The organism is Marinilabilia sp. (genome assembly GCF_016278715.1).
GTDB lineage: Bacteria > Bacteroidota > Bacteroidia > Bacteroidales > Marinilabiliaceae > Marinilabilia.
In genome coordinates this window covers 1-12,733 of the sequence record NZ_JADQBH010000056.1, presented here as the reverse complement: position 1 = coordinate 12,733, position 12,733 = coordinate 1, and the positions used below count along the sequence as shown (strand labels likewise).

The following is a 12,733-nucleotide window of genomic DNA, read 5'->3' as shown; positions in this document are numbered from 1 at the left end:
TTTAAAATAAACTCCAACCCTTTTTCTCAAGTACAATATAACTGGCAAAGTGGTCACTAAAGCCACCATGATACCAGTTTCCGACAAAAGTGCGATAGGGATAACCGCTGTAATCACCCTCCTGCTGACGGACATATTGTTTATCATAAATCTCTGTTTTCACAATATGGTTCCAGCCCGATTTTTCCTGCATCAGATTAGGAGTAACAACTATCTGGTCAAATAAATTCCAGAAATCTCGATAACATAGCGTTCCCCGCCCCTGAAAGAACAGAGGAGCGGTGGCATTGAACAGACTGTCACTGTCAACATCCTGAGGAGTAACGCCTGCACGAAGATATTTCTTCACACTTACATCCACGGGATCGTCGTTCAAGTCTCCCATGACGATGACACGGGCATCTGCATCCAACCCTATGATAGAATCAACCAGTGAACGAGTAAGTTCTGCGGCAGCATTTCGCAACGGAATACTTCTCTCTTTTCCACCATAACGGGAAGGCCAGTGATTTACAATTAGATGAAGCATTTCACCATCCAGCTTCCCGGAAACCACCAACTGATCACGTGTATAAATCCGGTCCCCATCCTCACCCTCAATAATTAACGGAACGAAGTTAAATGATTCAGGGTTAAAAAATTCAGCCCGGTAAATCAAAGCCACGTCAATGCCTCGCTCATCCGGAGAGTCCTGGTGAATAATTTGATAATTAAAGGCTTTCAACCGGTCGGTGGCAACAAGATCCTCCAGCACTTCCAGGTTTTCCATTTCGCACAATCCCATAATGGCAGGAGCAGCAACACCTTCTGCTCCACCAATTCCTGCAATCACAGAGGCCATATTCTGCAATTTGCGCTGATACCGATTGTCATCCCACTGTTTTTCACTTCCGGGCGTAAACTCTTCGTCACGCACATCGGGAGCGTCAATGGTGTCAAATAAATTCTCGAGGTTGTAAAAACCTATCACTTTTTTCTCTTCGTGGGCCTGACACGATGATAAAAACACCAATCCCAACAGAACGGCAATCAGCCCCCAGGTTACTTTATTCATCTTTTTACGGTTTTAATTCGCAGTAAAAATATAAAATTGCTATATTAATCGATCAATTCAGCGTAGAGAATGAAAAAATTCATTTCTTTGCGCCACAAATTAGAACCCAAATTGAGCGATTCTCACTTAATCAATTTAGAAAATGTAAGGTTTTCACCATAAAGATGGTGAAAAACCAACATTTTCTATATCGGGGTTAACGCTAAGTAAAGCGTTACTTCCTTACACTCGTATCGCTCAACTTAGGTAGAACATGAAAAAGGGTATTTTCGAACCAAAATGTAAATCAAAAAAATGGGTAAAGTTTTAATCATTGGCGCCGGAGGTGTCGGCACAGTTGTGGCCCATAAAATGGCCTCCATACCTGAAGTTTTTTCAGAAATAATGCTTGCCAGCCGTACCAAAAGCAAATGCGATGCAATAGCAGAAAAAATTGGCGGCAACCGAATTCAAACGGCACAGATCGATGCCGACAATGTGCCGGAACTGATAGAACTGATCAACCATTACAAACCCGACCTGGTGGTGAATGTGGCATTGCCATATCAGGATCTGACTATCATGGACGCCTGTCTGGAGACTGGTGTATCCTATTTGGATACAGCCAACTATGAGCCCAAAGAAGAAGCCAAATTTGAATACAAATGGCAGTGGGCCTATCAGGAAAAATTTAAAGAAGCCGGTCTGACAGCCATTCTTGGTTGTGGTTTCGACCCGGGGGTGACCTCCATTTTTACTGCGTACGCAGCGAAGCACCACTTCGATGAACTGCACTATCTCGATATTGTGGATTGTAATGCGGGTGACCATGGCAAGCCTTTTGCTACCAACTTCAACCCGGAAATCAACATCAGGGAAGTGACCCAGAAAGGAAAATACTGGGAGAACGGAGTATGGAAACTCACCGAGCCCCACGAAATTCACAAGCCGCTGAATTATCCCGAAATTGGTCCCAAAGAGTCATATCTCATCTATCATGAAGAGCTGGAGTCGCTGGTAAAGAATTTCCCCACGCTGAAAAGGGCCCGATTCTGGATGACTTTCGGCCAGGAATATCTGACCCACCTGCGTGTGATTCAAAACATCGGTATGGCAGGTATCGAACCGGTTCAATTCAAGGGCATGGATATTATTCCCATTGAGTTTCTGAAAGCTGTATTGCCAAATCCGGGGGATTTGGGCGAAAACTACAAAGGACAAACATCCATCGGTTGCAGAATTAAGGGTTTAAAAGATGGAAAAGAGAAAACTTACTACATTTACAACAACTGCGACCATGAGGATGCCTACAAAGAAACAGGAACCCAGGCGGTAAGTTATACCACCGGGGTACCTGCCACCATTGGTGCCATGATGTTCCTCAAAGGATTGTGGAAGCAACCCGGTGTTTTCAATGTTGAGGAGTTTAATCCGGATCCGTTTCTGGAAGAGCTCAATAAACGAGGGCTTCCTTGGCACGAGCAGCATGATGTGGATCTGGAATTATAGAAAAATATTGACCTTTTGTAAAAGCGAGAGCCATTTTCGGGCTCTCGCTTTTTTCATCATCTCTTAATAGTCACCGTTCCAACTGCTCCAAAGCCGCTATCTCCTTGTTGAGTTTTCGGAACTGCTCCACAATTGAATATCTGAAGGTCAGATAGATGGATGCAAGCATCACCAAAACAATCATAGAAACCGGCACAATAGATTCTCTTGAGAAAAGAGAAAATCCACTCATCAGAAAAACACCAGTTATCCCTGGAGCCATCAAAATATAGCCAATTCTCTTCAACTTAATCTTATATTTTTCAAGGCGTTTTGCATTCTTTTTTATTGCCGTCACCGGTTCGGAAAAATCAACCTTACCAATAAGCAAATAGTATCTTACCGACCAGTAGTAAATCACGGAAAAAACGGTTCCAAACATCAGAGCTCCGCCGAAAAAGTCGAATGAGGCACGATATGCTACATTGGGAAGCAATACCAATAATACAAGAACAACAGGCAGAATCAAATTCACACCGGCCTTTATTTTCTCTCCGGTTAATCTCTTCTGTGGTTTGGAGATAAGTATGTGCCTCAGGACTTCCTTATTCATCCTGGTGTTTTCTTTCAGGTCATTATCATATTGTTGCCAGATGGATTGCAATTCATTTAAGTCCATAATAGTCAGATTTTTTAATTACCAGTTCTTTCAATTGTTCTTTGATACGGCCAATTCTTGTTCCCACATTGGTTTTGGAGATTCCGGTAATTTCGGAAATCTCCTTGTGCGAATGGCCATCGAGATAGAGTAATATGAAGCCCTTATTCAAATCGTCCAATTCTTCAATGCACCGGTTTAACAACGCAGTTTTTTCCGAATTACCATCTTCATTTAGCCATCCCACAGGTTCAACTTTTAAATCATTCAGAGAAGAAAACATTTTGTCTCTGGTCATTTTTCGCTGATAATTCATTGCGGTATTCAGCGCAACACGATACATCCAGGTAGATACTTTTGAATTTCCTTTGAATTTCCTGAAAGATTTCCAAAGTTCAAGAGTAATGTCGTTTATAAGGTCATCCCTGTCACGGGCATTCCTGGTATAAACTCCTGCAATTTTCTGAACAATCCTGATATTCTCTTCCAGAACTTCCAGAAATTGCTCTTTATGGGTTTCATCAGTCATTTTTTCGTTTAGTGACGTTAAAAAATAAATCAAAAAATCAGGATCCTTTTATCTTTGTGTACACGGTTTATCCTATTAGTAACATTGGGTATTAAAAAATCACAGACATCAAATCAATTCTGTCCTAAATAAAAATTTTGAACGTTCGGACGGTCTTGATGGAAGCCGACCTTGGCAGGTAAACCTAAAATCAAGGTTGTTTTATCGTAAAATCGTCTCTGTTTGAATTTCGTGCGCGCAGCAAACGAGATGAGTTTTGACGATTACAATGAAAGAACCGTAGTTTTTAGTGCGAAAGCTGGCTAAGTCTTGGATTATTGCGATTAGCGAGGACAGTATCAAGCTTGCTTGAATACTGTTGAGTGTAGCAATAATCATGTAAATAATTATTGCGATTAACGAGGACAGTATCAAGCTTGCTTGAATACTGTCGAGTGTAGCAATAATCATGTAAATAATTATTGCGATAAGAGAGAGCAGTAACCAAGCTTGCTTGAGTAATGCCGAACGTAGCAATAATCATGTAATAAGTTTTTTGTCCCGAAATAGGTTTTTGTTGGTTTTGGAAAATCAAAACCTTACAAAACCATAATCGGGATCAGGGTTTAAGGGATGAAATCCCTTTTGGGTAAATGTTTAAGACAAAATTGATTTCAAATAAAAAAAGTATTATTCAAAAAACCCGCAATTAAAAAAAAGCGGGTTCAATTATACTCCAAAATCCGTATCAGCAATTTATTTACGATTCAATCATCTGTTTCCTTCAGGGCTATTAAAACATTCTCAACTTCATGAATAAATATAGGATCAACATTCAAAAAACTCAACGCAGCTGGAAGTGTTGAGAATGTCTCCAAAGAATAAAGGCCGGAAACAGCCAAACGATTAAGCAGTGAGGAAAAAACAACCTGATTTGGATTCATTGTAAGGAAAGCAACTCTCTTTCGCACAAGAAAGTCAGAGTTTCCCCGGACTTTAGCCAGGAAATCCTCAATTGAATCTTTTCTGATTACAAATTCGGCATTTCGTATGTCATAAAGAACAACATAATCCTTATTAAATCTCTTGTCCCGGGCACTTTCCAACATCAGTGAATACAATGAATTCAATCCTATTTCTCCCTGGAGGTATCTTATTACGATGCCCTTTTCCTCAATGATTTCATATTTTTATATATGATTTGTCATCTCTTAAGTAATATTTTTTAACAGCCTGATAAACAACAATCCCAGACAATACTCAGGGCAAGAATAATAATTCATAGTGAAAATGAATTTTTATTTCAGCTCAGCACCAAGTTTTCTAACCTGGCTAAGCCATTTGCTCCTTTTTTTATCATCCGAAGTTTTTACTGGCCCAAAGACAGAAATCCGAACCGGTTTGATCCCACAAAACTCCAGAATACCCTTCCGCAAGGAATTATGCCCTGGACTTTTGTAAACCAAAGAATAATACCATTTGGGAGTATCCATCGTAACAATGAGTCGAGCCGTTTTCCCTTTGAAGTATTTATCCCAGAAGAGGGAATTCTCGCGGTATTTGAAAGCAAAACCGGGAAGAAAAACACGATCTATAAAACCTTTTAGCAAAGCAGGATAAGTCCCCCACCAGGTAGGATAAACAAAAACCAGATGATCCGCTTTCAAAATAGCTTCCTGCATTTTAACCAAATCCGGTTCCAGCTCAGTTCTTTGTTTGTAGCCATGATGCAGAATCGGATCAAAATGGAGATCAGCAAGATTTACCAGGGTACAATTCGCGCCATTGGATTTGCATCCCTCCTTGTAAGTCTCAGCAAGACTGCAACACAAACTATTTTTGTCGGGATGACCGTTAATGATTAAAATGTTTTTCATTTTATCCTGATTATTTTTATTTCGTTATTTGCGCTAAATGTGGGGAAATACATCAATTCCACTTTGGCAGGATTGACTGTAAAGGTACCGCCATACCTGGCAATCAGTTCAATCTCAAAAGTATATTCTCCTTTGGGCAGATAATCGCAAAAAATGGTTGTTTCGTTTCTAAAATATTCACGGTGCGATTCTATTCTCCGGTTATTTGTTTTATTGCCATAGGAACATCCCCCCGGCACCGGAATATTAATCATCACATATTCAGCATCCTTATTGACCGTTACCCGGGCTATGAGTTTGGTTTCCTGCCCGGATTCCAGGTTAACAGAAGGTCCATTGTCAAATCTGGTGGTAATTTCAAAATCATTCTTTTTTAAAATGGGCTTACTGTTCCAAAATCGTTGAAAAGAAGTCAGGTAAACCGGAAAGTCTCCTGTTTTAGTGACTTCCACCTGCTGTGATGGGTGTAACTGCAACTCAAAAGGGAATTCGGTAACCGTTTTGGTGACATTACCTGTTAATTGCAGCTCCGGCTTGCTCACTTTTGATTTTTCCCCGAGCAAATCGGGCAAAATGGTTTCAACAATTTGGGCTGACTCATAAGTATTTCTCCAATAACCATTCTGTCGGTTTTCCAGAAAATAATTGCGCATCCTGCCCAATAACTCTTCATTACCGGCCGGGGCAGCTTTAAATATTTTATAGGCCAACAAAGTATTCTGAACTTCGTTATTTAAAAGACTGATGCGTCCCCCTTTGTCAGAATAAAAAACGTTGCCAAAAAGAGTGGTTTCCTGATAGGTCTCAAGAGTATCCGGTTCGAAATCTAATCCACAACGCTGCTTTAAATCAAGAATATGGAGAAGTTGGTTCAATTTGAGATTATTTTTTTTCTCCAGGTTGGCAATATAGCCCTGATAATTGATCTTTGATTCCAAAAGAGAAAGAATCTTAAGAATTCTAATCCTCTCATCCACCTCACGCGAATCTTCCAATTCCCATATCAGCAACTCAGAAATTTGTTCTTTATGAATGGTTACTTTGTGGCCCAATTGCTCTGCATGAGAGAGTGCTTCAAGGACATGCAGACTTATCCACAACCGTTCCTCCGAATTTTTCCACCACCCCCAAAGTCCATTTGATTTTTGATTCTTCTTTAGCAATCTGATAAGTTTATCTATCTCATTATCATTCCTGAATTTCTCCCCTTTATGATACGAAATATTCTTTTCAGCAATTAAAGCTTTCAGTTTTGAAGCCAATTGCTCATTACATGAATACTTGTATTGTATTAAATGGCTGATTTCATCCTCCAGAACATCCAGCATATCGGCACGCGCATAAAGAGAAACCTCTCCTAATGCGGTGTCAAATTCCAAAGACAGGGAAGTGTCTTTGTCGAGCACATAAAAGTTGCCTTTTGCCTCTTCCAGTCCAACAGGAAATACCGGAATGTCTCTTTTCTCCCCATCAAAGTAACCATCCGGGGTTTCGAGAAAATATTTTACTTCCATCGAATCCCCATCAGCAACAATGGAAAAGGTATCAATCAAAGAGTGACTAAAAAACCTTAAGTTACTCTCCTTTTCTACTCCATCGACTTCAAAATTAGTCTTCACCTCAACCGAATCGGGAGAATAATTAAGGGCTTTACCAATCACTAAAGAAGTATCGTTTTGCACAAGAAACCGGGGAATCGCAAGTTGAGCCATGAGGGGCTTGTAAGATTTAATAAGCCCCTTGGTTTGCCCAGCCTGTTTTTGCTCGTTCATGGCAAGATAGAAAGTTTCCCAACTGGTAACATCATCGGGGAATTCTACCTCAAAACTAACTTTACCCGCTCCATCAGTAATTAAATCCGGTTGCCAGAAAGCATAATCTGAGAAATTGTTACGTATGGAACTGGCCTGGCTTGCGGCCTGGAGAAAAGAATCATCATAATCAGCCCCTTTTTCAGCAACGGTAGACCTGAAACCACCCGGAGTGGTTTCAATAATCACCACACCATTGGCCGCTCTGGCACCATAGATAGCCGTAGCGCTTTCCCCCTTTAAAACTTCCATATTCTGAATCACGGAAGGGTCTAACTCAGAAATATCACCGACATATACATTTCCATTTATTATGAACAATGGCTTTTTGTCGAATGAAACCGGCGAAGAAACGCCCCGTATCGTAATGTTAAACCGGTCATTGGAATCAAAAGAAAGCCCGGCTACCCTACCTTGCAGATTCCGGGTAATATTTCCACTTGTCTCCAGGATGCTGCCTGAAAGATTATTGGAAGTAACAGTAGAAACTGCACTTGTAAGCATTGATTTTTTCTGCACGCCATAACCCACTACCACCACCTCATCAAGATTCATAGCAGCCTCGGCAAGGGTCACATTAAGCGCTCCGTTGTGCCTAATCTGCTTATCCTGTGAAACGTAACCGATAAATGAAAAATTCAACACATTATTTCCGGGAGGAACTTTTATAGAATAAAACCCATCAATATTGGTTACGGTACCGAAAGTGGTTCCTTTTATCAGGACATTTACGCCGGGTATAGGCTCCCCTGAGAACTCATCACTAACGTAACCTTCAACCACATCTCCCACCCCGGTATATTTAAACTGTTGCTGATAACTGGAGAAAATTTGTTGTAACTCCTGCTCTTCATTGTAATAAGAAGGTCTTGGTTTAAACAAAGTCTCTTCGATAAGATTACTTACGTAAATACTGAAAGTGTCTTTCTGAAAAGCAGTTGGCTGCTCAAATTCATAATAATTCAAACCGTTGGGCCGGATATAAACCGAATCTTCAATATGGTATCTGGCACCCTGATAAAAGAACAGTAATTTGTGATGTCCCTTCTGTAATTCATGGATATGGGATGTATTGCCTGGATAGACCCGCAAAAAGTCGGGATTGTCATACCGGAACACCAACACGTTCAATGGAACATCTTGTGAAGATTCATCCGTATCGGAAAAGTCTATCATTAATCTGCCGGCACCACTACTGGTGGAATTTGGATATCGATACCGCGCACGTTGGTATCTTTTGGCATTGAGATAATCTTTCCACTGTTTTCTCACCGTCTCTTTGGTAATTACAACATCGCTCAGGCCTGAGAATGAGCTGTAAGATTTTAAATCTGAAGGATAACTTTTTGCCTCAACACTCCGCATTTTAAGCACCGACGGCAGAAACTCATACTCGAAAAAAGGTTCATGGCTGAAAGTGGTTGAAAAATCATCAATCAGCTGAAAAGTCAAATTTCCCACCAGGGGACCAGCAAAATTGCGACGTTGATTCCTGTTTTGTGTATTTAAAAGCCGGATTTCACTGCCTTGTTCAACTGTTGCAAAGCGGTCGCCAAAATTATTTCTGTAAGGAAGGATATATTTGTAAAGAAGTCGTTTCTCATAGTCGCTCAGCTCCGGTTTCACTGTTCGCGTGGAAACATCTTTACTTTCCAAATCTACATCCAGGCTAAAAATCAGTTTTTTCCCCGGTTCAAACCGAATGCTGTCCAGAACTATCTCCCGGTCGGTAGTTCTGAGTTTAATCTGATGAAACCCACTGTCAACCCTAAATGAATAAGGTTGCGAGGGTGTAGACCAACTGAAGAAAACAGGCTTGCTGTCCACATAAATCACGTGAACCGGTAAAAAAGCGCCCTTGTCCACCACAAAAGGAGCAAATTGAGTTTGGGAATCTCCGGTTTCGTACTCAAACCGGTAAATCTCATTCTCCGGGTATATAAACCTGTAATATTCAACAGAATCCAGTCCAGCCAGTATTTTCCATGAATCATAATCCAACTGCAGTCCGCGATGATTATTGAGGTTAAAATCGTTGAAACTAAAGTTATTGATGATGGTCTTACCCTTACTCTGTTTTCCAAGGTAAGGCAATTGAGGAGCAGAATAATCAAACTTGCCGGTAAGCGAATAAGCCGTTAAATCAACACCCTCAACCGGATTTCCGTCAATATCCGTAACCAGAATATCAATCTTTGACTTTTGCCCCGGATAGACGATTCGGGGCTGAGTAACATCGATGTTCAGCTTTTTATTCAACAAAGGAATCTTGTAGTTTTCCTCACGGACTTCCCCACCCCATAAGTAACGCAAAGACACAAAATAACTTTGATGTGTACCTGTCTTTTTTTGAATGTTCAATGAATCGGCATAACCATAGGATTGACGGTTGTTCTTTTTGTAAATGTGATACAGAAAAGGAATCCTGCGCGGATTATTAACCACTATTTTTAGCGAATCGCTTGTTCTTTCCGAAAAACACTGAAGCAAAGAGGGTTCATCCGAGACATCAACAGACTGGGAAAGGCTGTCGGTCTCAATGGTGTAGGAATAAAAATAGGGGTTCAGCTCTATATTACATGGCACTGTTCCGTCGTAGACAGGAGTTCTGTTTCCAAAGTTATCTTCAGAGAAAATCTTTACCTTTTTGCTTTCCCGGAGTCCGTTTTCCAAATACTCAATGAAGATGGAATCTGTTTGAACATCAATGTCAAACTTCTCTGATTTGTAGAAATAGGAAACCTCTTTGGTTTCAGAAACCACCTCGTTATCAGAAGTCAGCATCCTGACGTTTACGGTATAATCAAAGTTGACTTTTGGAAAAGTCTCATCCGACAAAACCACTTCCGTTTCACCTGTAGGATTCAGTTTCTTTTGAAGAAACATTAAAGTATCGGGCACAAAAGAGTGCTGTTCCAAAAACCTGTTTATTGATTTGGGCGAAACCAAAATTTCCATTCGGGCATCCATCAAATTCAGTTCGTTTTCATCCGTTCCTTTTGCAAAAAGCTTTACCTCTTTATCTCTGAAGTGCTCCTTTGCATCCAGTCTGAGGGAGAGTTGATTGCTGGTCAATTCGTAATCCTCATAGTGAAAAGAACCGCTGATGAATTCTTTCCGTTCATTCAGCGCCAGCGTAATGATATAATCTTTGTCGAGTTGTAGTTGAAGAGAATCGTGTAAGAGAAATTGGAATTTATAACCTCCCTCATGATAAGGACTCAGATTTTCCAGATGTATTTTCTTACCCCTGTTTTGCAAAATCACCCGAACATCCCTGTCAACCGGCTTTCCTTTCTTTTTAACCAAAAAGGCCTTAAACTTCACAGTATCGCCAGGTAGATATTTGGGTTTATTAAACACAAGATAACCAGTATGTTTATTTCGGAATTTGTAATTTCTGCCGGTAACCGAAGAACCATCAATCCAACTAATTATTTTGTTATACGACTGCCTGAATATATTTTTGGTCCGGTAGATTGTACCCTGCGGCCACCCATCAACTATCGATTTTACGCCGTCAATGGGAAGTGAGATCACGTATTCCACCGGCATCCAAACATGCCTCAGAGGCGTACCATAAACAACTTTTCGCGCACTCCGTTTTATATAAGAGTTATTGTACTGCCGGGAGAGATCATAGAAAGCAGTAACCCCATTGTGCGTTACCTCCAGCAAGCCCTTTTGATTCGATTTTTTATCCACAAAGGCTTTTGTTTTTTCATCAAACCGCAGCATCTTCCAACGAACCCTCACCCCGGCATCCTCAACAATATTACCCTGCAAATCATACACCTGAACGCACAAATCAGTATTGTTATTCAGAATAAAAACATCAAAATCCTGAACTGTTGTGATGGAAAATTTTTGTTGATTTTTTTCGGCATAAGTCTTCAAATAATGCCCCGGAGGTAGCTGTCCACAATACTGACTATCGGTGGGAAAGGAATCCACCAGCGTATGAAAAAATGTTGAATCCACTTTCCAGATGCCCTTTTTGTAAATCGTTTTGGCTTCCCTGTCGTTAATTTTATAGATATAGGTATGAAAACTTGTCTGCCGACTTTCAATGAGTTCCTGAGCCGACACACCAACAGAAAAAATGAGAGAAAGAAAAAGTATTGGAATTTTTTGCAGATTCAAAGAAAAGCAGGTTGTCCGATTGTTCATATAAAGGCTGGATTATAGATTAGTTGGATGGGTTATCATTTGAAAAATTTCCCTTATCCGGGGATTCCACAGTTCATTTTTGAATATAGTTACCACAGACAGAACACAGTAATCAAATATATAAAATCTTTTGAGGATTTTACCTCCTTCACCAAAAAGCCAGACACAAAAAGGCGAGGGCCCCCTCAAAAAGAAGAGCCCTCGCCAAAAACAAAACAACGATTAACAATTTTGCGTCTAATCAAAATCAAGTTAAGCAGTCAGCAATTTCGGATTCCTACTGAATCGATTTACTGGCATAAAACAAAGTTTTAATACGACTGTGTGATATCCCAGACAAATGCCCGTACACCAATGGCCTTGTTACGCAGATCCAGCTTATGAACGGTTTTGAGCAACACATCCACTTTGTCATCATCAACCATTGTGATAATGGCCGAGTTCATTTCGGGCCAGGTATGTGTTCCCCGGCGTGGCTCTCCGGTTTCGGAACCTTGTCCCTGCACCTGTTCCCAAAAAGTGAAACCACGAATCTTCAATTGGTCAAGCATATACTCAACACGTTCGGTGTTAGCCTGGTTAAATACAATGAATACTGCTTTCATATCTTTAAAATTTATAACTATTCCAACCTATAATCTACTCATCATCTGCAATCTGCAGAAACCTAAACTCTTTTCTGGTCTTCTCTTCTTTGTCGCGTTCACCATGCTTCGACATGATGCCATAAAGCAACGGAACCACAATCAGGGTAACAATAGTAGAGACGAGCAAACCGCCAATCACCACGATTCCCATGGGCCGCCATGCTTCCGACCCGGTGCCGGTACTCATTGCCATAGGTAACATACCCAGGATGGTGGTAAGGGCTGTCATCAATACAGGACGCAAACGGGATGCCCCCGACAAGGCAATTGCCTCATTCAGTTCATACCCACGGTCACGCATCAGATTGATATAATCCACCAGGACAATACCATTTTTCACCACAATCCCTACAAGCATAACCACTCCGAGTGCTCCAATCATATCAAGCGATACACCGGTCACAAACAGTGCCAGCACCACACCTGAGATGGCAAAAGGAACAGACATCATAATGATAAAAGGTTTGGACATAGACTCGAACTGAGATGCCATTACAATGTACACCAACATCACAATTAATGCCAGCAACAAACCAATATC

Annotated in this window: 9 protein-coding genes; 1 reads left to right on the top strand and 8 read right to left on the bottom strand. The window is 40.8% G+C overall.

Features of this window, described 5'->3' with window-relative positions; genetic code table 11:
* Window position 1: 1 nt before the first annotated feature.
* On the bottom strand, window positions 2-1,054 hold the full coding sequence (locus QZZ43_RS03925; RefSeq protein ID WP_291856468.1) for an endonuclease/exonuclease/phosphatase family protein: 1,053 nt from the start codon (window positions 1,052-1,054) through the stop codon (window positions 2-4).
* A gap of 294 nt (window positions 1,055-1,348) precedes the next feature.
* On the opposite strand from QZZ43_RS03925, the gene QZZ43_RS03920 reads away from it, so the two are divergent.
* Entirely contained in the window at window positions 1,349-2,542 is a 1,194-nt protein-coding gene (locus QZZ43_RS03920; RefSeq protein WP_291856467.1) for a saccharopine dehydrogenase family protein, read from the top strand.
* Between the two features lie 70 nt (window positions 2,543-2,612).
* Here QZZ43_RS03920 and QZZ43_RS03915 read toward each other — a convergent pair whose 3' ends face one another.
* From QZZ43_RS03915 to QZZ43_RS03885, 7 genes are all read right to left on the bottom strand, one after another.
* A complete protein-coding gene (locus tag QZZ43_RS03915) occupies window positions 2,613-3,200 on the bottom strand; it encodes a hypothetical protein (RefSeq protein WP_291856465.1) in 588 nt (195 codons plus the stop codon).
* Window positions 3,187-3,708, bottom strand: a complete 522-nt coding sequence (locus QZZ43_RS03910) for an RNA polymerase sigma factor (RefSeq protein ID WP_291856463.1) — start codon at window positions 3,706-3,708, stop codon at window positions 3,187-3,189. Before QZZ43_RS03910 ends, QZZ43_RS03915 begins: the two co-directional genes overlap by 14 nt.
* A 746-nt stretch (window positions 3,709-4,454) precedes the next feature.
* The gene (locus QZZ43_RS03905) at window positions 4,455-4,817 is read right to left on the bottom strand and encodes a hypothetical protein (RefSeq protein ID WP_291856461.1); all 363 of its coding nucleotides are present in this window, start codon (window positions 4,815-4,817) and stop codon (window positions 4,455-4,457) included.
* 168 nt (window positions 4,818-4,985) lie between these two features.
* The gene (locus tag QZZ43_RS03900; RefSeq protein ID WP_291856459.1) at window positions 4,986-5,564 is read right to left on the bottom strand and encodes an NAD(P)H-dependent oxidoreductase; all 579 of its coding nucleotides are present in this window, start codon (window positions 5,562-5,564) and stop codon (window positions 4,986-4,988) included.
* On the bottom strand, window positions 5,561-11,545 hold the full coding sequence (locus QZZ43_RS03895; protein WP_291856457.1) for a carboxypeptidase-like regulatory domain-containing protein: 5,985 nt from the start codon (window positions 11,543-11,545) through the stop codon (window positions 5,561-5,563). Before QZZ43_RS03895 ends, QZZ43_RS03900 begins: the two co-directional genes overlap by 4 nt.
* A 311-nt stretch (window positions 11,546-11,856) precedes the next feature.
* The gene (locus QZZ43_RS03890) at window positions 11,857-12,150 is read right to left on the bottom strand and encodes a PG0541 family transporter-associated protein (protein WP_291856455.1); all 294 of its coding nucleotides are present in this window, start codon (window positions 12,148-12,150) and stop codon (window positions 11,857-11,859) included.
* Window positions 12,151-12,184: 34 nt separating this feature from the next.
* The coding region (locus QZZ43_RS03885; protein ID WP_291856453.1) for an efflux RND transporter permease subunit at window positions 12,185-12,733 on the bottom strand (549 nt) is incomplete at its 5' end.